Annotated in this window: 17 protein-coding genes; 10 read left to right on the forward strand and 7 right to left on the reverse strand. The window is 62.8% G+C overall.

Annotation, left to right across the window (positions count from 1 at the left end; translation table 11 throughout):
* Positions 1-2: 2 nt before the first annotated feature.
* The gene (locus tag PG900_RS07785; RefSeq protein ID WP_270831222.1) at positions 3-3,122 is read right to left on the reverse strand and encodes an efflux RND transporter permease subunit; all 3,120 of its coding nucleotides are present in this window, start codon (positions 3,120-3,122) and stop codon (positions 3-5) included.
* Complete coding sequence (locus PG900_RS07790; protein WP_024944721.1) at positions 3,122-4,171, reverse strand: efflux RND transporter periplasmic adaptor subunit; 1,050 nt, start codon at positions 4,169-4,171, stop codon at positions 3,122-3,124. The genes PG900_RS07785 and PG900_RS07790 overlap by 1 nt, the downstream gene beginning before the upstream one ends.
* A gap of 208 nt (positions 4,172-4,379) precedes the next feature.
* Between PG900_RS07790 and PG900_RS07795 the strand changes: the two genes are divergently transcribed.
* Both PG900_RS07795 and PG900_RS07800 read left to right on the forward strand, forming a co-directional pair.
* The gene (locus PG900_RS07795; RefSeq protein ID WP_270831223.1) at positions 4,380-5,933 is read left to right on the forward strand and encodes a sensor domain-containing diguanylate cyclase; all 1,554 of its coding nucleotides are present in this window, start codon (positions 4,380-4,382) and stop codon (positions 5,931-5,933) included.
* Between the two features lie 33 nt (positions 5,934-5,966).
* Positions 5,967-6,833 (forward strand): patatin-like phospholipase family protein, encoded by an 867-nt coding sequence (locus PG900_RS07800; protein ID WP_011705198.1) that lies wholly within the window; start codon positions 5,967-5,969, stop codon positions 6,831-6,833.
* An 86-nt stretch (positions 6,834-6,919) separates the two neighbouring features.
* On the opposite strand, the gene PG900_RS07805 is transcribed toward PG900_RS07800, so the two are convergent.
* Positions 6,920-8,281: a sodium-dependent transporter gene (locus PG900_RS07805; protein ID WP_201886625.1), complete on the reverse strand. Its 1,362-nt coding sequence runs from the start codon at positions 8,279-8,281 to the stop codon at positions 6,920-6,922.
* A gap of 205 nt (positions 8,282-8,486) precedes the next feature.
* Positions 8,487-8,753: a helix-turn-helix domain-containing protein gene (locus PG900_RS07810; RefSeq protein WP_005298604.1), complete on the reverse strand. Its 267-nt coding sequence runs from the start codon at positions 8,751-8,753 to the stop codon at positions 8,487-8,489.
* Between the two features lie 258 nt (positions 8,754-9,011).
* Between PG900_RS07810 and PG900_RS07815 the strand changes: the two genes are divergently transcribed.
* The 4 genes from PG900_RS07815 to PG900_RS07830 all read left to right on the forward strand — a co-directional run bounded on the left by PG900_RS07815 (position 9,012) and on the right by PG900_RS07830 (position 13,650).
* Positions 9,012-9,608 carry a hypothetical protein gene (locus PG900_RS07815; protein ID WP_270831225.1) on the forward strand — a complete coding sequence of 199 codons (597 nt, stop codon included), beginning with the start codon at positions 9,012-9,014 and terminating at the stop codon, positions 9,606-9,608.
* A gap of 308 nt (positions 9,609-9,916) precedes the next feature.
* Positions 9,917-10,951 (forward strand): OmpA family protein, encoded by a 1,035-nt coding sequence (locus tag PG900_RS07820; protein WP_011705194.1) that lies wholly within the window; start codon positions 9,917-9,919, stop codon positions 10,949-10,951.
* A gap of 431 nt (positions 10,952-11,382) precedes the next feature.
* On the forward strand, positions 11,383-12,384 hold the full coding sequence (gene ompA / locus PG900_RS07825) for a porin OmpA (protein ID WP_016349943.1): 1,002 nt from the start codon (positions 11,383-11,385) through the stop codon (positions 12,382-12,384).
* Positions 12,385-12,594: 210 nt separating this feature from the next.
* Positions 12,595-13,650, forward strand: coding sequence for an OmpA family protein (locus PG900_RS07830; RefSeq protein WP_270799370.1), 1,056 nt, complete (start codon positions 12,595-12,597; stop codon positions 13,648-13,650).
* A 140-nt stretch (positions 13,651-13,790) separates the two neighbouring features.
* Here the strand turns inward: PG900_RS07830 and PG900_RS07835 are convergent, their stop codons facing one another.
* Both PG900_RS07835 and PG900_RS07840 read right to left on the reverse strand, forming a co-directional pair.
* On the reverse strand, positions 13,791-15,485 hold the full coding sequence (locus PG900_RS07835) for an NAD-dependent malic enzyme (RefSeq protein ID WP_011705191.1): 1,695 nt from the start codon (positions 15,483-15,485) through the stop codon (positions 13,791-13,793).
* Positions 15,486-15,553: 68 nt separating this feature from the next.
* The gene (locus PG900_RS07840) at positions 15,554-16,411 is read right to left on the reverse strand and encodes a helix-turn-helix transcriptional regulator (protein WP_270799372.1); all 858 of its coding nucleotides are present in this window, start codon (positions 16,409-16,411) and stop codon (positions 15,554-15,556) included.
* Positions 16,412-16,531: 120 nt separating this feature from the next.
* Here PG900_RS07840 and PG900_RS07845 point away from each other — a divergent pair, with 120 nt between their 5' ends.
* Positions 16,532-17,911: an MATE family efflux transporter gene (locus PG900_RS07845; protein ID WP_270799374.1), complete on the forward strand. Its 1,380-nt coding sequence runs from the start codon at positions 16,532-16,534 to the stop codon at positions 17,909-17,911.
* A 150-nt stretch (positions 17,912-18,061) separates the two neighbouring features.
* Positions 18,062-18,310 carry a YciN family protein gene (locus PG900_RS07850; protein WP_005298586.1) on the forward strand — a complete coding sequence of 83 codons (249 nt, stop codon included), beginning with the start codon at positions 18,062-18,064 and terminating at the stop codon, positions 18,308-18,310.
* 34 nt (positions 18,311-18,344) lie between these two features.
* On the opposite strand, the gene PG900_RS07855 is transcribed toward PG900_RS07850, so the two are convergent.
* Positions 18,345-19,484, reverse strand: coding sequence for a GGDEF domain-containing protein (locus PG900_RS07855; RefSeq protein WP_270831226.1), 1,140 nt, complete (start codon positions 19,482-19,484; stop codon positions 18,345-18,347).
* Between the two features lie 246 nt (positions 19,485-19,730).
* Here PG900_RS07855 and PG900_RS07860 point away from each other — a divergent pair, with 246 nt between their 5' ends.
* Positions 19,731-21,128, forward strand: a complete 1,398-nt coding sequence (locus PG900_RS07860) for a nucleobase:cation symporter-2 family protein (protein ID WP_085734677.1) — start codon at positions 19,731-19,733, stop codon at positions 21,126-21,128.
* A 99-nt stretch (positions 21,129-21,227) separates the two neighbouring features.
* Positions 21,228-21,929 (forward strand): lipoyl protein ligase domain-containing protein, encoded by a 702-nt coding sequence (locus PG900_RS07865; protein ID WP_202002748.1) that lies wholly within the window; start codon positions 21,228-21,230, stop codon positions 21,927-21,929.
* Positions 21,930-21,976: the final 47 nt, after the last annotated feature.

Consider the following 21,976-nt stretch of genomic DNA (forward strand, 5'->3'; position numbering starts at 1 on the left):
CATCAGGCCGCCGGTTTGTCCTGCTGCGAGGCGGCCTCGCTGGCCGCCAGCGCCTCGTCCACCTGTTGATCCCGCGCCCCGGTCATGCCGGCCCGTTTGGCCAGCAGATGGTAGATGGCGGGCACCAGCAGCAGGGTCACCAGAGTCGCCAAGGAGAGGCCGAAGAAAACCACGGTCCCCACCGACATCCGGCTCTCGTAGCCCGCTCCCATGGAGAGCATCAGCGGCACGGCCCCTATGATGGCGGTGAGCGAGGTCATCAGGATCGGGCGCAAGCGACGCACCGAGCCTGCGATGATCGCCTCGTCGAACCCCTCGCCGCGCTGGCGCAACTGGTTGATGAACTCGACGATCAGGATGCCGTTCTTGGTCACCATGCCGATCAGCATGATCATGCCGATCTGGCTGTAGATGCTCATCTCCTGCCCCGTCAGCCAGAGGCCGAGCAGACCGCCGAAGATGCCGAGCGGCACCGTCACCATCACCACCGCCGGGGTCAGCATGCTCTCGAACTGGGCCACCAGCACCAGATAGACCACCAGCAAGGCCAGAGCGAACACCATCACCATCTCGCCCTGGTTGTCGCGATAGTCCTTGGACTCGCCGGCATAATCCACCGTCATGCCGCTCGGCAGGTTGGCGCTGGCCCAGCCGTCCAGGTAATCCAGCGCCTCGCCCAGGGTGTGACCCGGCGCCAGATCCGCGGTCAGGGTCACCGCCTTCTGACGCTGGTAGTGGTTGAGGCGCTGCGGGCTCGCCACCTGCTTGACGGTGGCCAGGGTCGAGAGGGTCACCATCTCGCCGTTGGCCGCCTTGAGGTAGATGCGGCTCAAGTCGGAGACGCCGTTGAAGTCGCGCTGGTTGGCGCGCAGGTAGACGTCGTACTCCTCCCCTCTGTCTACATAGGTGGTCTGGCTGATGCCGCCGAGCAGGGCCTGCAGGGAGCTCGCAACGGTGGAGACCGGGATGCCGAGCTGATTGGCCCGATCCCGCTCTATGGTCACCTGCAGCTCCGGGGTCTTCTCGGCATAGTCGAGATCCGGCGTCTCCATCAGACCGCTCTGGGCTGCCGCCTCTTTCAGGGCCAGCCCCTGCTGATAGAGCTCGGCGTAATCGGAGCCCTGCAGTACGAACTGCACCGACGCGGTGGAGCCGCCGCGAAAGCCCGGCTGGAAGGTGCGGATCATCACGTCCGGAATACCGGCCAGCCGCCCGCTCAGGGACTTGGCGAACTCGGTGGCGGTTTCATCCCGCTCGGCCCAGTCGGTGAGCTGGATGATGGCCATGCCGGTCTGATCGCCGCCACGGCCGAAGGCCGGGGTGCTGAAGCTCATGGCCTGCACCACCCCCTTGCCGAGCAGCGGCATGATGGCCGCCTCCACCTGCTGCATGTTGCGCTTCATCCGCTCGATGCTGGTGCCCTCAGCCCCCTTGACGAACACGTAGAGCACGCCCCGATCCTCGGTCGGGGTCAGGCTGGTGGGCAGCTGGGCAAACAGGGCGCCGATGCCGCCCAGGCAGAGCAGCAGCACCAGCGGGGTCCAGCGCGAGTGGTGCAGCATCCAGCCGAGCAGCCGGCGGTAGTGGGTCTCCACCCAACCGAGGCCGCGATCGAGCGCCGCCGTCAGCCGGTTGGGCCGATCCACCGAGCGCATCAGCCAGGAGCCCATGGCCGGGGTCAGGGTGAGCGCGATCAGCGACGAGAAGAGCACCGCCAGCGACAGCAGGATGGCAAACTCGGTAAAGAGCCGGCCCACCATGCCATCCATGAAGGCGATGGGCACGAACACCATCACCAGCACGGCGGTGGTGGCGATCACCGCAAAGCCCACCTCGCGGGTGCCGTGCCAGGCGGCCAGCAGGGGCGGTTCGCCGCGCTGCAGATGGTGGTGAATGTTCTCCACCACCACGATGGCGTCATCCACTACCAGACCGATGGCGAGAATGAGCGCCAGCAAGGTGATGAGGTTGATGGAAAAGCCCAGATACCAGGCACCGATAAAGGCGGAGATAAGGGAGACCGGCACCGTGATGGCCGGAATGAGAGTGGTGCGTCCCTGTCCCAAGAACAGGTAGAGCACGGCCACCACCAGCACGGCGCAGATGGCGAGCGTTTCGTACACCTCGTCGATGGCCTGCTTGATGAAGATGGTGGAGTCGTAGTCAACCTCCAGCGTTGCCCCCTCCGGCAGGAAGCGCTGCATCTCGGCCATCTTCTTCTCGACCCCCTGCGCCACCGCCAGCGGGTTGGCGGTGGACTGGGCGACGATGCCTATCCCCAAGCTCTCGCGGCCGTTGCGCTGGTAGGCGCTGTCTTCGTTCTTGGCCCCCACCTCCACATCGGCGATGTCGGCCAGATAGATGCTCTGGCCGTTGGTGGCAGTGCGCACCTGCAGTGCCTGGAAATCGGCGGCGGTGTGATAGAGCCGGGCAATCTGCACCGCCATGGTCATGCTGTTGTTGCGGATCTCGCCGCCCGGCAGCTCGATGTTCTCGCGCTTGAGGGCGTCCTGCACATCCGCCACCGTGACGCCGCGCGCCGCCATGTCGGCTGGGCGCAGCCGTACGTACATCACCTGGGTCAGATCGCCGGAGAGCGACACCTCGCTCACCCCGTCCACCAGGCTCAGGGGATCCACCAACACCCGGTTGGCATAGTCGGTCATGGCGGTGCGGTCCATCTGGGTGCTGCTGAAGTTGAGCCAGACCGCCACGTCGCCGTTGCCGTTGTCCTTGGTGACCAGGGGTTCATCCACCTCGTCCGGCAGCTTGGGGCGGGCGCGGGAGATGGCATCGCGCACATCGGAGATCCCCTCCACCATGTTCCAGCCGAGTTTGAACTCCACCGTGATGACCGAGCGTCCCTTGCGGGTCACCGAGTTGATGTTCTTGATGCCGCTGATGCCGGAGAGCTGATCCTCGATGGGCTTGGTGACCTGGCTCTCCATGACGGCGGGGGCGGCCCCCTCATACATGGTGGTGATGGAGACGGACGGCGTCTGCACGTCCGGCATCTCCCGCACCGTCAGCTTGGAAAACGCCACCAGACCGAACACGGTGAGCAGCGCGCTCAGCACCATCGCCACCAGCGGGCGGCGCACGGAAATATCGGAGAGCCACATCAGCCTTTGACCTCCGCCAGATCGTGCACGCTGACGCCGTCACGCAGGTTGACCAGCCCCTCGACCACGATGCGATCGCCCACCTTGAGCCCCTCGGTCACCCATACCTCTTCGCCATGGGTGTCCCCCAGCACCACCGGCACCCGCTTGACCTTGCCATTGGGTTCGAGACGATAGACGAAGCGCTGCTCGCCGGCATACTCCACCGACTGGGCGGGGATCAGGGTCATCTTCTGTGGCGGCAATGAGAGTTCGACGTTGAGCAGCATGCCGGGGCGCAGCTGGCCGTCGGGATTGGGGATGATCACCCGCGCCTTGATGTTCTGGGTATCGTTGGAGACGCGGCTGTCCAGCGTCTCAAGCACGCCGCGGAAAGATTGATCCGGCCAGGCCGAACTGGTCGCCGTCACCGCCATGCCGGGGCGCAGCAGCGAGAGGTAGCGCTCGGGCACCGCCAGATCGAGCCGCAGCTTGGCCAGCTCGTCCAGGTGGAGCAGGGTATCGCCGCTGTTGACCAGGGCCCCTTCGCTCAGGTCGATGAGGCTGACCGAACCGTCGAACGGCGCCAGCAGGGTGCGCAAGGAGAGCTCGTACTTGGCGGCATCGGCGCGGGCCTGGGCCTGGGCGACCGTGGCCTCCTGCCCTTCCAGCTCGGAGGTGGTGATGGCGCCGCGCGCCACCAGCCGGCGCATGTCCCGCAGCTTGCGGCTCTCGTCGCGCACGCTGGCACTCTGCTCGGCCAGCTCCGCCTGCTGCTTGCCGGCGTCGAGGGCGATCAGCACGTCCCCCTGCTTGACCTGCTGGCCGGAGCGCACCGCAATCTTGACGATGCGGCCGGTTACCTCCGGGCTTATCACCACGGAGCGGTTGGCGGCCAGCTTGCTCACCAGCTTGATGGAGGGCTCGGCCAAGCTCTGGCTGACCGTCTGCGCCCTGATGTTGACCTGACGTGGCTGGGGTTTGCCGGCAGGGGCGGAGTGGCGGTAATACCAGCCGGCGGAAATCAGCAGAGAGAGGCAGGCAAGCACCAGCCATATACGCATTTTCATCAAGCAATCCATGAAATTAAGAGAAAAGAGGGCACTTCATCAATGATGGTCACCATGTTACCCCCTGACTATGCCGTGACTATGTATAAATGTGACAAAACGTAACAGGAGCGGCGGAATATCACCAAAATCGTTGCAGGCGGAGACGTTCGCAAGGATTCTGCCCTACACTGATGCACCGAACCTGTCCGGATCCCGCCCAGCACCTATGCCTGCACCCAGATCTCATTTTGTTACCTATCGCCTGCAATGGCTGCTCTGCGCCTTCGTCGCCCTGCTGCTGGCCATCACTCTCAAGCTGACCCTGACCCAGGTCACCGACCATTATCAGAGCGACACCCTCAGCACCGCCTCCCGTCTGAAATCCCAGTTTCAGCAGATGGAAACCTTTCTCGAGGCGATGCGCGGTCAGGCAGAAGAGCGGCTGCGCAGCAACCCGCAAGCCGCCCTCACCCAGCAGCTCTACGGCGCCCTGCGGGAGAATGGTGACCAGGGTTTTGCGCTGGATCGGGTGCCCGCCAACCTGCCCAAAGGCCTGAGCGGCAACCTGACCGGGCTGGGGCCGCTGCCGGCCCCCGGCAGCCCACGTGCCGCCAGGCTGCACCTGGCGCTGAGCCTCTCCCCCCTGCTCTCCACCGCCAGCAAGCTGCTGGGAGACAAGGTCGGCTGGCTCTACTTCACCGGGGTCGATGACTTCGTCTATCTCTACCCCTGGGTTCCCGCCAGCCAGTTTCACTTTCGGCGCAACATCTATCTCAAGTCCTACTGGCAGGATGCCCTGAAACAGAAGGAGAAGAGCCTGCACGCCACCGTCTCGCGCCCCTACGAGGACTTTGCCGGCGCGGGGCAGATGATCACCCTGTCCCAGCCCATCGTAAAGGATCAGGTGCTGGTGGGCGTCATCAGCATCGACGTGCTGCTCTCCCGGCTGGAGCAGCTGCTGCGCGAATCCACTCCAGGTATCGGTACCCTGTTTCTGGTCAACCAGCATCAGCAGATCCTCGCCAGCAGCAATCAGGAGGTCGACTTCGTCCCAAAGCCGTCAACGGCTCGGGATGGCTACCGCTGGCAGCAGGGGGCATTTCAGTTCCAGTACGCCATTCCTGACACCGAGCTCACCCTGCTCCACCGCATCCCCCTGTCCTCCCTGCTGTGGGCCCTGCTCTGCCAGTCCGCCCCGACCCTGATCGCCCTGTTCTTCATGGCCTGGGCCGTGCTTGCCAATCTCAAGTCCCGCCGCCTGAACCGACAGCTGGACTATCTCTCTCGCCACGATGCCCTGACCGGCGCCTTCAACCGCCACTACTTCGACGAGTTCGAGCGCCGCCATCAGCAGCGCGGGGGCAGCCTCGGGGTGATCATGTTCGACTGCGATCACTTCAAGCAGGTCAACGACCGCTTTGGTCACGAGGTGGGCGATCAGGTGCTGATCCAGCTGGTGCGCCTGTGCCAGCAGCATCTGCGCCGGGAAGACGCCCTGATCCGCTGGGGCGGCGAGGAGTTTCTGCTGCTGGCGGCCAAAGGGGGCGAACCACTCGACCAGCTGGCCGAACAGCTGCGTCTGCGCATCGCCCGCCACCCCTGGCAGGAGCTGGCACCGGCCCTGGCGGTGACCGTCAGTCTGGGTTACCACCACAGCACCACCGATACCCAGCTGCAGGAGGCCATTCGGCGGGCCGACGTGGCGCTTTACCAGGCCAAGGCCAACGGTCGCAATCGCAGCGAACGCTGGCAGGATGACGGCGCCGGCAACTGCGGGTAAGCTGGCTTTCTCACTCACTCCTGGAGAGACAAAGTGGCACGAAAACCCCGTGTGGGACTGGCTCTTGGCAGCGGCGCGGCCCGTGGATGGGCGCACATCGGCATCATACGGGCGCTGGAGCGGCTCGGCGTCAAACCAGATCTGGTGGCGGGATGCTCCATCGGCAGCTTTGTCGGCGCCGCCTATGCCGCCGGTGAACTGGATAAATTGGAGAGCTGGGTACGCGGCTTCAGCCGCTTGCAGGTGGTCAGCCTGCTCGACCCGGCCCTCTCCGGCGGCCTGTTTCGTGGCGAGAAGGTGTTCGGCATCGCCGCCAACCACCTCGGTGATCCCGCCATCGAAACGCTGCCGCTGCCCTTTGCCTGCGTCGCCACCGAGCTCGACACCGGCCGCGAGATCTGGCTGCAGCAGGGGCCGCTGCGCCAGTGCGTGCGCGCCTCCTGCGGCATGCCCGGCATCCTGACCCCGACCCGGGTCGAGGATCGCTGGCTGGTGGACGGCGCCGTGGTCAATCCGGTGCCCATCTCGCTGGCCCGCGCCATGGGGGCCGAGGTGGTGATCGCCGTCAACCTCAACGCCGACATGCACCAGCCCTGGACCGACGAGCCGGATGAACCGAGCGGCGGCAACCGCTTCAGCCAGTGGTTCAACCGGGGCGACAGCCCCAACACGCCGGGCATGTGGAGCGTGATGACCGGCTCCATCAACATCATGCAGGAGCGTATCACCCGCGCCCGGATGGCCGGCGACCCGCCCGAGATCCAGCTCTGCCCGCGCCTTGGCAGCTTCTCCATCATGGATTTCCACCGCGCCAGCGACGCCATCAACGAGGGCGAGGCCTGCGTCGAGCGCAACCTCGACCAGCTCAAGGATGAGCTCGGCCGCCTCGGTGTGCTCTAGTACGGTTCACCGGATCGTCATTACCAACAAAAAGAGCGCCTTGCGGCGCTCTTTTGCTGTGGGAACTGTGACCCCAGCACTGCTGGCTAGAACAGCCCCAACCCTTTGAGCATCACGATCAGGATCAGCAGCGGCGACACGTAACGGATGATGAAGAACAGCGGCTTGAGGATCGTCAGCTCCAGCTCGCCGCCGTTGGTCAGCGCCTCCTTCATCCGCTCGAAGCCCCACACCCAGCCCACGAACAGGCAGAGGAAGATGCCGCCAAGGGGCATCAATACGTTGGAGGAGACGAAATCGAACAAGTCGAAGAAAGTCTTGCCGGCGATATGAACGTCCGCCAGCGAGCTGTTGGAGAGCGCGCAGGTCGACCCCACCGCCCCCAGCACCAGCAAGTTCAGCAGGGTCGCCTTGGGGCGGCTCATGCGAAATCGCTCTGACACCACCGAGACCGGCACTTCCAGAATCGAGAGCATGGCGCCGGTGGCGGCGATGGCGGAAAGCACGAAGAACAGCACCATGAACAGGTGGCCGAACGGAATGCTGGCAAAGACCGCCGGAATGGTGATGAACAGCAAAGAGGGACCGGCGGTGGGTTCAAAACCGAAGGCGAATACCGCCGGGAAGATGGCGATGCCGGCCAGCATGGAGACGAACAGGTCGGCGCACATCACCCGGAAGGTGGTCAGCGGGATGTTCTGATCATCCCGAAAGTAGCTGCCATAGGTCATCATGCAACCCATGCCGATGGAGAGCTTGAAGAAGGCCAGCCCCATGGCGGTCAGCACCACCCCGGCCGTTATCTTGGAAAAATCCGGTGAGAACAGAAAATGCAGCCCCTGGCTCGCCCCCGGCAAAGTCAGACTGCGGATGCCGATAATGAGCAGCAGGATGAAGAGCACCGGCATCAGCTTCTTGGTGACCGCCTCGATCCCCTTGGAAACCCCCATCAGCAGGATGCCGCCCATCAGGGCCAGCACCAGCCACTGCCAGAGCAGGCTCTGCAACGGGTCGCTTATCAGCGCCCCGAAGGCCGCCCCGGTCACCTTGGGATCGGTCGACAGGATGGAGCCGTCAACGGCCTTGAAGATGTAGGCAAAGACCCAGGCTGCCACTTCGGAATAGAAAGACATGATAAGGAAGGCAGCCAATACACCCATGGCCGCAATCAACCACCAGGGCTGCCCCTTGGGGGCCAGCTTGCTGAGGGTGGTGACGGCATCGGACTTGCCTTTGCGCCCCAGCATGATCTCGGAGATCATCACCGGCAGACCGACCAGCAGCGTCGCGATGACATAGACCAGCAGGAAACCGGCGCCGCCGTTTTCGCCCGTCAGGTAGGGAAACTTCCAGATATTTCCCAGCCCGACGGCTGAGCCCAGGGTGGCGGCAAGGACGCCGAATTTGCTGGTAAAGCCATCTCTGGCCTTGGGGGTGATTTGACTCATGCTTGTCTCACTGTGCGCATCATGCGAGGGATACCGCTAATTTTAGCGGTCAGAATTTTCTGAGGATTAATCCGGCTTGCCAAGGTATTTTCGTGAAAAGCCTTGGTGAGAGCACAATTAGCCAAATTTAATTAATTTCGTGGGTTATTTGATGGATAAAAAAATGCCGCCTCGATGGCGGCATTTTTGTCAAAGCTCAATCAAATCAAGCCTTGGCAATATCGTCCGGGCCGATCTGACCGATTTCGGCGACTTTTTTGTCAGCCAGCAGCCAGAGGGTGAACTTGTGCAGTTCCGGGTGATGAGCCAGTGCCACCAGGAAGGCGCCACCAACTTCACGATAACCCAGTTCGTAGTTCTTCAGGGTGGTCGGGGGAACGCCCAGCAGATCTGCAAACTTGGGACGGCTCAGGCCGACCGCTTCACGGATCTGACGGATCTTCTTGCCAACAGTTACGATATTTGAATTCATGTGTTCCATACTCCGTACGGCGGATTGACTCCACCTTTATTTTTCGCGACGACTCGTAGTCAAGTGTATCAGTTTTGAACGGACTCGTTATGGTCGAGCCTCTATCTTTAATCAGCGTCTTTCGACGACAACCCTTGCAAACATCGGGGATGGTAATCGCTCAACCGCCTCAGGTAAACAGTCTCGAAAAGAAACCTTTATTGTTGCCACAGGAATAACTCGTATAATTCGCCGGCTATCCCTTAAGAGTAAGAACTCATGGCGCTTCCCGGCATAATCTCCTGTTTACACCCTGTCACCACCCCCGCAGAACTCGCTCGTCAACTGCAGCAAGGCCAGCAGACTCGTGCCGAGGCTTTCTGGTTGCCCGCCGCGCTGCACGATCAGGCGGCAGCAGTTTTGGCTGCGCTCGATGACAAGAGCAGCCTGTTTCTTGAGCGGCCCGCAACCGGGCTGCCATTGCGCAGTCACGACGGCATCATGCAGGAAGATGGAACCCTGCTGCTTGGTAATGGCCAGCATCTGGCGCTGGCCAAAGAGCCGGGCGATGGCGGCCTGGTCCCCGCCAACGGGCTGGCCGAGATGGCCGACTGGCTCGAAGCAGGTCACCTGCATTTCTGCTGTTCAGCTGCGGTACAGCCTGTGGCACGGGCCATCCTCAACATCTGGCCACTCGATCCCTACCTGGCCCGTCATTTTTTGTGCAGTTTTACACCCTTACTGTGCGAAGCAACCGAGGCCGATTACCTGGCCGTGTTCCAGGCGAGGGAATTTCCCGCCATGGCGCAATCTGACTGGGTTCAGGCCTATATGAAACTCGAGAAGAGACTGCACCGAGCCTATTTGGATCACTAATTAATTTGGATAAACAGCCAGTTATCCACACGACACAATTTGCCATATGGATTATGTGTGAGCTTGATCATGTTTTGAAATCGGCATAGAGTGCGCCACGTCATCGGAATGACATCGGCTGTTCGTGAAGGGTTGAAGGCATTGCTTACGCTGCCACCCGCTCGCTTGTGCACCAGGAATGTGTGCCTCCCGGATGGATCCGGGATCCCTGCCAGACTCAACGCTGTTGTTCGGCAGAGCCTGCAGCTTACATAAATTAAAAAGTGCGAAGCACGTGAACAACGTGCCATCTCAACGAGGATTTTTTTATGATGAAAATGGCTCCTTCCCTGATCGCCATCGCCATGGCTGCCATGGGTGCAACTGCAGCTCACGCCGCTGACGACATCTACTTCGGTGCCGGTGCCGGTGCTGCCCACTTCAACGGTCTGAACAAGATCGGTGGTGGCGGTTACGCTGGTACTGAAGACGCTGCTGCTGCCAACGCCTTCGTCGGTTACAACTTCACCGAAAACTTCGGTACCGAGTTCGGCTACCAGTACGCTGGCCGCGGCAACACCGACGGTCTGCGTTACGAGAACCAGGGTGCCACCCTGTCCGGTATCGCTCGTCTGCCGCTGGGCGGCGACTTCTCTGCCTTCGCTGAAGGCGGCGCCTACTGGGCTCACACCGACGGTCTGGGCACCAGCGACACCAAAGTATCCCCGCTGGCCGGCCTGGGCGTGACCTACAAGGTTAACGACGCGCTGGATCTGCAAGCTCGTTACCGCTACATGTGGGACGTGGCTGACCTGCACGCAGGCGATGCCCCGGACGACGTACGCTACAAGTCCAACCAGAGCGTTGCGACCCTGGAAGCCGTATACCACCCGTTCCGCACTTCCTACGTAGCCCCGGCTCCGGCCCCGGTTGTTGAAGAAGCTCCGGCTCCGGCTCCGCAGGTTGTCGAGAAGAACTTCGCCCTGAACTCCGACGTGCTGTTTGCCTTTGGCAAAGACAGCCTGAAGCCGGAAGGCGTTGCTGCCCTGAACGGTCTGTACCAGCAAATCGTTGAATTCCAGCCGAAAGATGGCAACGCTGTTGTCGTTGGTTACACCGACCGCATCGGTTCCGACGCTTACAACCAGAAGCTGTCCGAAGCCCGCGCTCGCACTGTTGCCAACTTCCTGGTCAGCAAAGGCATGGCCGCCAGCAAGGTTGCTGTTGAAGGTCGTGGCGAAGCCAACCCGGTTACCGGCACCAAGTGCAACGGCGTGAAAGCCAAAGCTCAGCTGATCTCCTGCCTGGCTCCGGACCGTCGCGTTGAAGTTCGCGTATCCGGCGTACAAGAAGTTCAGAAGTAATCTGACTCCGTTCAGATGATGCGAAAAGGGGATGCCACGGCATCCCCTTTTGTTTGTCTCATCGCCGCCAGCTGACCAAAAACACAGCAACGCGCGTCACTTTCTGTCAAATCGTTTCCCTCCGCCAGTTTTCTAGCACCCCGTGCAGAGCCGCGCCAGCGCTGGATATCTGTACAGAAACTTGATCAACGCGAGTCAAAAGAATACAGTAACCCCGCTTGTAAGGCATTGGATGAACTATTAAAAGTGCTTCCGGCCCGGTTAGTTGTCCATGGAGCCAAGGCTTCGTGAGTATCCAGGAACCATCTCTTTTTTCATTCAGGCCAACCGTGGTTCACCATGGCGGTCGCAGCTGAATTGTCACTTGTGACCGGTATAACTGAAGAGTGCGCAGTACGCCCTAGCACGGCAAACTCAACGAGGATAAAACGATGAAAATGAAAATGGCACCCGCCCTGATTGCTCTGGCCATCGCGGCCATGGGGACTTCCACCGCTCAGGCTGCCAACGACTGGTACACAGGTATCGGTGCTGGTTGGGCTTATGGCCACGACCTGAACGACTTTGGCAAAGATGCCGACAAGGATGCCACCGCGCTCTCCCTGTTTGGCGGCTACAACTTCAACGATAACTTCGGCGCCGAGCTGGGTTATCTCTACGCCGGCAAGGGTGGCGTCGATGGCGTTGACTTCAAGACCCAGGGCGCAACCCTGTCCGGTCTGGCTCGTCTGCCGCTCGGCGACATCTTCTCCGTGTTTGCAGAAGGCGGCGCCTACTTCAACCACGTCAACGGCAACGGCAGCAGCGACAACGGCACCGCGCCGCTGGCCGGTCTGGGCGTCACCGCCAAGCTCTCTGACCTGATCGATCTGCAAGCCCGTTACCGCTACATGTGGAACCTGGGTGACGAGCAGAAGACCTGGGAAACCAACATGAGCGTGGCCACCCTGGAACTGGTGATGCACCCGAACCGCTCCACTTACGTGGCACCGGTAGCGGCACCGGCTCCCGAGCCGGTTCCTGAGCCAGTCGTGGTCGACAAGAACTTCGCCCTGAGCTCAGACGTGCTGTTTGCCTTCGGCAAATCCACCCTGAAACCGGAAGGCGTTGCCGCCCTGAACACCCTGTATCAACAGATCGTCGACGTACAGCCGAAAGATGGCAGCGCCGTGGTCGTTGGTTACACCGACCGCATCGGCTCCGACGCCTACAACCTGAAGCTGTCTGAAGCCCGTGCTCGCACCGTGGCCGACTTCCTGGTCGGCAAGGGTCTGCCTGCCGGCAAGGTAGCCATCGAAGGTCGTGGCGAAGCCAACCCGGTCACCGGCACCCAGTGCAACGGCATCAAGGCCAAGGCCCAGCTGATCGCCTGCCTGGCCCCGGATCGTCGCGTAGAAGTGCGCGTCACCGGCGTACAGCAAGTCACCCAGTAAGTCACCTTGGTGACCGAAAAGGAGGCCATCTGGCCTCCTTTTTTATTGCCTGGCGCTCACCCTGAGTACCTCGGCTGACCCGCAGATCCCGCTCATTGCCATCCTCGATACCACCTAAGTGGTTAAAAACCCTGCATCGCCTATAAATAGTGGTGGTTGTACACAACAGGGCTTGCGCCCTACTACACCAGACATCGACGAGGATACGCGATGAACATAAGAGTAAAACCTGTTTGGATTGCATTGGCACTGGCAGCCACGGGCGCACAGGCGGCGCCGGACAACGACTGGTACGCCGGGGTGGGAGGTGGCTGGGCCATCGCTCACGATCTGGGTGACTTTGGCAAGGATGCGAGCAAGGACGCCACCGCGCTCTCCCTGTTCGGCGGCTACAACTTCACCGAGAATCTGGGGGCTGAGCTCGGCTACCTGTCCACCGGAGACTGGGACGTACAGGGCAACGACTTCAGCAGCCAGGGCGCCACCCTGTCGGTGATTGGTCGGTTGCCACTGGGGAATATCTTCTCGGTTTTCGCCGAGGGCGGCGGTTATGTCTACCACGTCAAGTCCATCAACGGCGGCGACAACAACCTGGCGCCGCTGGCCGGCCTCGGCCTCACCGCCAAGCTGCACGACTGGGTCGACATCCAGGCCCGCTACCGCTACATGGTCCGGGTCGGCGACGATCCCGACAATGACAAGGTGGGCAGCGGCACCCAGCGCTGGGTCAGCGACATCAGCACCGCCACCCTGGAGCTGGTGATCCACCCCAACCGCAGCAAACCAGTCGAGCCGGCCCCAGCCCCCATGGTCGTTCCCCCGCCACCACCCGCTCCCGAACCGGTGGATCAGACCTTCAACCTGAGTTCGGACGTGCTGTTTGCGTTCGGCAAGGCGGAGCTGAAACCGGAGGGGATGCAGGCGCTGGAGTCGCTCTATCAGCAGATAGCCGACGTCAAGCCCAAGGATGGCAACGCCGTGGTGATGGGCTACACCGACCGCATCGGGTCGGATGCCAACAACCAGGCGCTGTCGGAGGCCCGCGCCAGCACGGTCGCCAACTTCCTGATCGGCAAGGGGCTGCCCGCCGACAAGGTGAGCATCCAGGGCAATGGCGAGAGCAACCCGGTTACCGGCAGCCAGTGTGATGCCATCAAGGCCAGGGCCGCCCTCATCGACTGCCTGGCACCGGATCGCCGGGTAGAAGTCAGGGTCACCGGCACTCAGGGTGCCCCCGAGGCAGCCGCTGCCCCGGCCGAGCAGTAATTCCAGCTACGAAGAGAGCACAGCGCCAGACGTGTGAAGAGGTGCAGATAACAACAGGTGGTGAGCAAGCCCACCCACAACGCGATGCACAAAAAAGGGATGCCGAGGCATCCCTTTTGCTTTGTGCCTTCCCGCCGAAATCAGAAGGAGGTACGGCGATAGCGACGATACTCGGGGCGCCAGAAGTTGGCCTCGATGGATTGATCGATCACCTCGTCCGGGGTCTGCACCGCCTTGCCCTGCAGCATGGCAGTCTTGGCCACCATCTTGGCGATGTAGCGGGAAACCTGATGAATGTCCGCCAGATCCGGCAGCAAGGAGCCCTCCTCCCCCTTCACCAGCGGTGAGCACTCCGCCAGCGCACGGCTGGCCGACATCAGCATGGCGTCGGTCACCCGGGTGGCGCCGGCGGCGATCACGCCAAGGCCGATCCCCGGGAAGATGAAGGAGTTGTTGCACTGGGCGATGACGTAGCGCTTGCCCTTGTACTCCACCGGTGCAAACGGGCTGCCGGTGGCCACCAGCGCCTGGCCGTCGGTCCAGCGGATGAGGTCTGCCGGTGTCGCCTCGACCCGGGAGGTGGGGTTGGAGAGCGGGAAGATGATGGGGCGGGCACAGTGCTTGTGCATGGTCTTGACCACCTCTTCGGTGAACAGCCCCGGCTGGCCGGAGACCCCGATCAGGATGTCCGGGCGACCGTGTTCCATCACCTCCAGCAGGGAGATGTTGTCCCCCACCGGCCAATCGGCGATGCGCTCCACCGGCTGGGAGAGGCGGCGCTGGAAGTCGAGCTGGTTGGGGATCTTGTCGGTGATGAGGCCAAACCGGTCCACCATGAAGACCCGGCTGCGGGCCTGGGCATCGGTCAGCCCCTCGGCTTTCATCTGCGCCACGATCTGCTCGGCGATACCGCAACCGGCGCTGCCCGCGCCGAGGAAGGCGACCCGCTTCTCGGAGAGCTTGGCGCCGGAGGCCTTGCAGGCGGCGATGAGGCTGCCCAGCGTCACGGCGGCGGTACCCTGAATGTCGTCGTTGAAGCAGCAGAGCTCGTTCTTGTAGCGGTTGAGCAGCGGCATGGCGTTGTTCTGGGCGAAGTCCTCGAACTGCAGCAGGATGTCGGGCCAGCGGCGCTTGACCGCCTGGATGAAGGCGTCGACGAACTCGGCATACTCTTCGCCCGAGATGCGCGGATTGCGCCAGCCCATGTAGAAGGGGTCATTCAGCAGCTGCTGGTTGTTGGTACCCACGTCCAGCACCACCGGCAGGCAGTAGGCAGGCGAGATGCCACCACAGGCGGTGTAGAGCGACAGCTTGCCGATGGGAATGCCCATGCCGCCGATGCCCTGATCGCCGAGACCCAGGATCCGCTCACCGTCGGTGACCACGATCACCTTGACGTTCTGCTTGGTGGCGTTTTGCAGCATGTCATCGATCCTGTCCTTGTCCGGATAGGAGATGAAGAGGCCGCGGGCGCGGCGATAGATGTTGGAGAACTCCTCGCACGCCTTGCCGACGGTCGGGGTGTAGATGACCGGCAGCATCTCGGTCAGGTGGTTGGTCAGCAGCCGGTAGAACAGCGTCTCGTTGGTGTCCTGGATGTTGCGCAGGTAGATGTGCTTGTCCATGTCGTTGCCGAACGCCATGAACTGACGGTAGGCCCGCTCGGCCTGCTCTTCGATGGTCTCGATATTCTGGGGCAGCAAACCTTCGAGGTTGAAGTTGCTGCGCTCTTCGCTGGTGAAGGCGCTGCCCTTGTTGAGCAGCGGGGTCTCCAGCAGGGCCGGACCGGCATAGGGGATGTAGAGGGGACGTTTCTGATTATTATCTTCAAACATGGATCGGGTACCTAAACGATGACCTGGACGAAGGAGTCCGCCGATCCTATGGGCTTGCGCCATTAATTTCAAAGAGTTTGCACATCCGTTGCAAAAGGTTTGCGACCCAGGCGACGAAAGGCGCCGGGGGTCAGACCAGTGAGCTGGCGAAAGCGGTTGGCAAAGTTGGCGCCGTCGCTGTAACCGACCCGGCCAGCCAGCTCGCCGAGGGGCCAGTTGGTGTAGAGCAGCAGCTGGCGCGCCTTGTTCATCCTGAGTTCGGTCACCTTCGCCATGGGCCCCATGCCGAACGCCTGCTGGCAGAGCCGATGCAGATGGGGCACCGAGCAGGCCATCTGATCGGCCAGCAACGCCACGCTCCAGGGCTCGTCGAGGCGCGCCTCCACCCGCCGAAACAGCGCCTGCAGCCTGAGCTCAGGCGTGCCGCGCACCTCCCCCTGCAGGGTGCGCTCCAGGAGCGCCAGCAGCAGGCTGAGCAACTGGGGCTGCAGCGGTGAACGAGTGCCTTCCCCCTGCATCAGGCTGAGCAGGTGATAGAGCTGCTCCCCTTCCTCCCCCTGCCAGATGCGGTGGCCGAGCCGGTGCAGGTGCTGCCAGCGCGGCACATCATCCAGCAGGATCCAGCTGGTGCGCCACTGCGCCCCCACCAGCTTGAGACCACCGGGCACTGCCGCCGGCAAGAAGATGAGCGAACCGGCCGGGATGGGCTGCTCGCCACCATCGGTGAGCAAAGCGCCCCCCTCGTCGTGGCTCACCATCAGGATGTGAAACTCCGGCCGGTTGCGACGGATCAGGTAGTGATCGCGAATGCTCGAGAGCCCGGTCAGGAAGATGCCCGCCTCGCCGAGCAGCGGCAAGCCTTCACGCCCCAGCATCCGCTCCTCACAGGCCGGGGCAATTTCCAGACACTCGCTGACAAACGGCATAACACCTCAACAGGATAGTTTTACACAAGAAAGCCGAGAGAGGCTCACAGTGAAGTCGCTCGCCACTGCCCTTATCATACCCATGACGAACCTTGCTTTTTATCTACCCGGTTAACATAAATGAATTATTGGCAAGCGATTTTAAAACAAACCACCGATCGTGAGTTCATGACCCGATTGTGGCGGCTGGCCCTGCCGGTCTCGCTGCAATCCATGATGTTCTCCCTGCTCGGCCTCATCGACATCATGATGGTGAGCCAGCTTGGCACCACGGCTGTGGCGGCGGTCGGCTTGGGTAACCGGGTCTTCTTCTTCAATCTGCTGGTGATAGCGGGACTCTCGGGCGGGGTCTCGGTGTTGGCGGCACAGTATTACGGTCGTGGCGAGATGGCCGGGGTGCGCCGCTCGCTGGCGCTGGCGCTGGTGGGGGCCCTGCTGGTGAGCCTGCCGTTTGCCCTCGTCTACGTGCTCTCACCGGGCAGTGTGCTCGGCTTTGCCAGCCAGGAGCCCGCGCTGCGCGAGCTGGCCGATCAGTTTCTGATGATCACCGGCGCCACCATCCTCTGCACCGCCGTGGTGGTACCGCTGGAGTCGGCGCTGCGTTCGGTCGGCAATGCCGCCGCCCCCACCCGCATCGGCATCATCGCCATCGTTGCCAACGTCATCCTCAACTACGCCCTCATCTTCGGCCATTTCGGCTTCGAGGCGATGGGGGTGGCCGGCTCGGCCTGGGGCACCACCCTTTCACGGCTGCTGCAAACGACCCTGCTGCTGCTCTACGTGAGACGCTACGAGGCGCGCCTGATCCCGCGAAAAGATGACTGGCTGGCCGCCTTCAAGCGCAAGGAGGTGGTGCGCTTCACCCTGATCGCCCTGCCGCTCTTGTTCCACGACGGGCTCTGGGCCTTCGGCATGCTGCTCTACGGTTTTCTTTACGCCCACCTTGGCACCGACTCGCTGGCCATCATGACCACCCTCGGCACGCTGGAGAGCATCCTCATTTCCCTCTTCTTCGGACTGGCGGTGGCCTGTTCCACCCTGCTCGGCCACCGGCTCGGGGCGGAAGAGTACGAGGTTGCCTGGCAGCACTCCCAGCTCTTTCTGCTGCTCGCCCCCATCGGTGCCCTGCTGGTGGGGATTGCGGTCTGGCTGCTGCAGACCCACCTGCTGCAGTGGGTCGGCAACCTGCCGGGTGAGCTGATGACGGAGGCCGGCCAGGTGCTCGCCATCATGTGTCTGGGCATGCTGCTCAAGGTGTTCAACATGGTGGGCATCATAGGGGTGCTGCGCTCGGGCGGGGATGTGAACTACAGCATCTTCATCGACATCGTCGGCATGTGGTGCATCGGCCTGCCACTCGCCTGGGGGGCGGTCAACCTGCTCGGCTGGCCCCTCTCCTGGGTGGTGGCGGTGGTGTTGCTGGAAGAGCTCAGCAAGGTGTTGCTGGTGCAGCGTCGCATTCGCCAGCGCCGCTGGCTCAGAAATCTGGTGCTGGGATAAGGGAAGAGAGCAAAGCGGGAAAATGCGGGGTCATATCAATGACAGAAAATCCCCGTTTGCAGTATGCTGGCCCCCTCTTCAATCAGAGGCAGGGCGCACCGCGTACAGCGACATTATGCCCCTGCCCAGTAGTCGTTTAAGGAGACGAGCATGCAACCACAAAAAGAGCTGATCACCGAGACTGCCCTGCTGGAGATGGCCAACAAGATCATCAAGGAACACGAAGACTTCATCCACGGCATGCGTGCCGACTCGGTGGAGCAGAAGGGGGAGATCCTGGTGTTCAAGGGGGAGTTCTTCCTGGCCGAAGATGGCACCCCGACCGGCAAGACCATGGCAGTGTTCAACATGTTCAAGCTGCTGGCCCAGCAGCTCTCCGGCAAGTACCAGCTGGGCTGAGCCCGCTCAACCCAGCGCAAGCAAGATGCCGCCCTCAGGCGGCATCTGTCTGTATGGCGGCAGGCTGTGCCGGCTTGCCACCCAGCTCCCCCACCACGCAGTTGCGCCCGGCCATCTTGGCCATGTAGAGGCACTCGTCGGCCCGGTTGAGCAGATCCTCGACCCCCTCGCCGCGCAGGGCCAGGGTCAGGCCGATACTCACCGTCACCTCCAGCAGTTCGTCCGAGGTGGGGCTCTTCACCAGCCGCGCCTCCACCGCCACCCGCAGCCGCTCGGCCACCCGCTTGGCCTGGGCCAGCTCGGCGCAGTTGGGCAGCAGGATGGCAAACTCCTCGCCGCCGTAGCGGCCCAGCACCATGCCGGGCTCCAGCTGCTCCGCCAGGGTCGCCGCCACCTCCTTGAGCACCGCATCCCCCGCCAGATGGCCGAAGGTATCGTTGATGCGCTTGAAGCGGTCCAGATCCAGCAGCAGCACCGCGAACGGCGCCTGCTTGCGGATCATGCTCATCCGCGCCTTCTCCAGCTGTTTCATCAGCAGGCGACGGTTCATCATGCCGGTCAGCTTGTCGGTGGTGGACTCCCGGTAGAGCTGCAGCAGCATGTTGAGCTGGCCACACTGCACCCAGCTGCTGGCCAGGGCAAACAGCCCCAGCAGCCAGATCTGGTTGAGGGTCTGCACGCTCCAGAGCGGCTGCCCCACCAGCAGCCAGTTGCCGGCCAGCATGGTGACCAGAATGCCCCCCGCCAGCTGCAGACCGAGGGAGAGTGGAATGGGGAAGATGGCGAACAGGCTGATGAGCAGGTAGGGGAACGCCATGTAACCCGCCTGCAGCTCCTGATCCGCGCCGAAGCTGTGCAGGCAGATGAGGGAGAAGAGCATCATCACCGCCATCAGGTAGCCGAGCGCCAGCTTCATGCGTTCGCGTCTGAAGTGGATGAGGTAGGAGAAGGGGATGAGCGGGGAGAGGGCGAGCAGGCAGAAGATCCGGGCCTGAAACAGTTCATCGAACTGGGCGGAGGGCAAGGTCAGCCAGTCCACCACCGCCCAGGCAGGCAGGCCCACCATCAACAGACAGGTGAGCAGCCGAAGACGCACCGTCATAAAGCCCATGCGGGTCAGGGTAAAATCTTCGGAGTGGGCACGGGCACTCCAGAACTCCGACAGCTTCAGCATCCAGAGCCTCCAAATCGCAACAGAGGGCTCATTCTACGCCGTGCGGCGGCAAAATCCTATGCAACCGGCCCCATTTCCGGGCGAGCGCCGTCACACAAACCGGCGGATCATAATCGCCACGCGCAAACGTTTCAACCCATCGAAAAATAAACCCGTTGCAACCCGAATTAGCGCTGGTCAGCCCGCTCTCAATCACTAAAATAGCGCCCAATTTTCTGCCCCCTCCCCCACACATTCGAGGTATTTATGGAACAGGCTGCCGCCGTACGCGCAACCCGAGAGGCCCATCCCCCCAGACGAGCCCATAGCGAACTGGTCTATGGCATAGAGGATGTCCCGCCCCTGCCCCAGACCCTGTTCGCCGCCCTGCAGCATATGCTCGCCATGTTTGTCGCCATCATCACCCCGCCCCTCATCATTGCCAACGCCCTCGGCCTCCCTGCCGCTGACACCCGCTATATCGTCTCCATGTCGCTGGTCATGTCCGGCATCGCCTCCTTCATCCAGACCCGCCGCTTCGGCCCCCTCGGTTCCGGCCTGCTCTCGGTACAGGGCACCAGCTTCAACTTCCTCGGCCCCATCATCGCCTCCGGCCTCGCCCTCAAGCAGGCGGCCATGCCCACCGAGGATCTGCTGGGCACCCTGTTCGGCACCATGCTGGCGGCCGCCCTCACCATAGTGGTGATGAGCCGCTTCCTGCACCTGGTCAAACGGATCATCACCCCGCTGGTGACCGGCATCGTGGTGCTGCTCATCGGCCTGACCCTCATCAAGGTGGGCCTCATCAGCATGGGGGGCGGCTACGGCGCCCTGTCAGACGGCAGCTTCGCCAGCCACACCAACCTCTTCCTCTCCCTGCTGGTGCTCGGTCTCATCGTGTTGTTGCAGCGCAGCCGCAACCCCTGGCTGCGCCTCTCCGCCATCATGATCGCCATGTTGGTGGGCTATGCGGTGGCGCTGCTGCTGGGCAAGGTCAACGCCCCCACCTTCGACGGCCCGCTGCTGATGGTGCCGATCCCGCTCCATTACGGGCTCGGCTTTGACTGGCAGCTGTTCGTGCCGCTCGCCATCATCTTCGTGGTGACGGCGCTCGAGGCCATCGGCGACATGACCGCCACCTCCGACATCTCCGGCGAGCCGCTGGAAGGGCCCGTCTACATGGCGCGGATCAAGGGCGGCGTGCTGGCCGATGGCGCCAACTCCATGCTGGCGGCGGTGTTCTCCACCTTCCCCATGTCCACCTTCGCCCAGAACAACGGCGTCATCCAGCTGACCGGGGTGGCCAGCCGTCACGTCGGCCTGTTCATCGCCGCCATGCTGGCGCTGCTCGGCCTGTTCCCGGCGGTGGCGAGCCTGGTGCAGCAGATCCCCGAACCCGTGCTGGGGGGCGCCACCATCGTCATGTTCGGCACCATCGCCGCCGCCGGCGTGCGCATCATCTCCCGCGAGGAGCTCGATCGCCGCGCCCTGATGATCCTGGCGGTGTCGCTGGCCATGGGCCTCGGGGTGGCGCAGGTGCCGGAAGTGCTGCAGCACCTGCCGGATCTGGCCAAGAGCGTGCTCTCCTACGGCGTCGCCACCGGCGGCCTCACCGCCATCATCATGAACCTGCTGCTGCCCAAGCGCGCCGCCGCACAGGTCTGACACTCCGCCATCCTTGCACCAAAGCCCCGCCATGCGGGGCTTTACCTCCTTCGCTGCCACGGGTAGTGTGCTGGGCAGCCTCTGCTCAGGATGCCTTTCATGCCCTATACCCTGCTTCCCTCTCTGCCCAGCAGCCACACCCCGGATCAGATCCTGGCCGAGGAGCAGCGCTGGTTGCGAGAATGCGCCCATGACCGCCAGCCCCGCGCCCACCTCTGGCAGGCGCCCCAATGCCTCATCGTCACCCGCAAGGACACCCGCTTGCCCCGCTACCAGGCCGCCTGCGAGCAGCTTGCCGCCGAGGGCTGGCCCGTGCATGTGCGCGACAGCGGCGGCACCGCCGTGCCCCACGGCGTCGGCATCCTCAATCTGTCGCTCATGCTGCCTCGCACCACTACGGATCTGGCTCACTACTACCGGCTGCTGGGGGCGCCGCTGCTCGCGCTGCTCGGGGAATACGGTCTCGTGGGCAGCTATGACTTCGTGCCCGGCTCGTTTTGCGATGGCCAGTACAATCTGGTGATCGGGGGTCGCAAGGTGACCGGCACCGCCCAGCGCTGGCTGGCGCCGGGTCAGGATCACCACGGGGCCGTGCTGGCCCAGGCCATGCTGCTGGTGGCCGGCAATGTGGATGAAGGCACCCGGATGGCTAGCCGCTTCTACGAGCTGGCGGGCGGCGAGCTGCGCTTTCTCCCCGCCACCTCCACCACCATCGCGCAAGCCATAGCTTGGCAGGGGAGCGAGGGCGAACTGGTGGAGAGGGTGCGCGCCCGGCTCACCGCGCTGCTGACCCAGGAGTGAGCCCAGCGCCCTGCTTCTGGGCACCACAACTTGCCCCCTCATCAAAA

It is taken from the genome of Aeromonas sp. QDB03 (genome assembly GCF_027707985.1).
GTDB lineage: Bacteria > Pseudomonadota > Gammaproteobacteria > Enterobacterales > Aeromonadaceae > Aeromonas > Aeromonas hydrophila.

Bases quoted from the DNA above. Each gene is read 5' to 3' on its own strand.
- PG900_RS07840 (WP_270799372.1), bottom strand. From the start codon at position 16,411: ATGCCGTTTGTCAGCGAGTGTCTGGAAATTGCCCCGGCCTGTGAGGAG.
- PG900_RS07855 (WP_270831226.1), bottom strand. From the start codon at position 19,484: ATGCTGAAGCTGTCGGAGTTCTGGAGTGCCCGTGCCCACTCCGAAGAT.
- PG900_RS07795 (WP_270831223.1), top strand. From the start codon at position 4,380: ATGCCTGCACCCAGATCTCATTTTGTTACCTATCGCCTGCAATGGCTG.
- PG900_RS07820 (WP_011705194.1), top strand. From the start codon at position 9,917: ATGATGAAAATGGCTCCTTCCCTGATCGCCATCGCCATGGCTGCCATG.
- PG900_RS07865 (WP_202002748.1), top strand. From the start codon at position 21,228: ATGCCCTATACCCTGCTTCCCTCTCTGCCCAGCAGCCACACCCCGGAT.
- PG900_RS07860 (WP_085734677.1), top strand. From the start codon at position 19,731: ATGGAACAGGCTGCCGCCGTACGCGCAACCCGAGAGGCCCATCCCCCC.
- PG900_RS07835 (WP_011705191.1), bottom strand. From the start codon at position 15,485: ATGTTTGAAGATAATAATCAGAAACGTCCCCTCTACATCCCCTATGCC.
- PG900_RS07845 (WP_270799374.1), top strand. From the start codon at position 16,532: ATGAATTATTGGCAAGCGATTTTAAAACAAACCACCGATCGTGAGTTC.
- PG900_RS07790 (WP_024944721.1), bottom strand. From the start codon at position 4,171: ATGAAAATGCGTATATGGCTGGTGCTTGCCTGCCTCTCTCTGCTGATT.
- PG900_RS07815 (WP_270831225.1), top strand. From the start codon at position 9,012: ATGGCGCTTCCCGGCATAATCTCCTGTTTACACCCTGTCACCACCCCC.
- PG900_RS07810 (WP_005298604.1), bottom strand. From the start codon at position 8,753: ATGAATTCAAATATCGTAACTGTTGGCAAGAAGATCCGTCAGATCCGT.
- PG900_RS07785 (WP_270831222.1), bottom strand. From the start codon at position 3,122: ATGTGGCTCTCCGATATTTCCGTGCGCCGCCCGCTGGTGGCGATGGTG.
- PG900_RS07850 (WP_005298586.1), top strand. From the start codon at position 18,062: ATGCAACCACAAAAAGAGCTGATCACCGAGACTGCCCTGCTGGAGATG.
- PG900_RS07830 (WP_270799370.1), top strand. From the start codon at position 12,595: ATGAACATAAGAGTAAAACCTGTTTGGATTGCATTGGCACTGGCAGCC.
- ompA (WP_016349943.1), top strand. From the start codon at position 11,383: ATGAAAATGAAAATGGCACCCGCCCTGATTGCTCTGGCCATCGCGGCC.
- PG900_RS07805 (WP_201886625.1), bottom strand. From the start codon at position 8,281: ATGAGTCAAATCACCCCCAAGGCCAGAGATGGCTTTACCAGCAAATTC.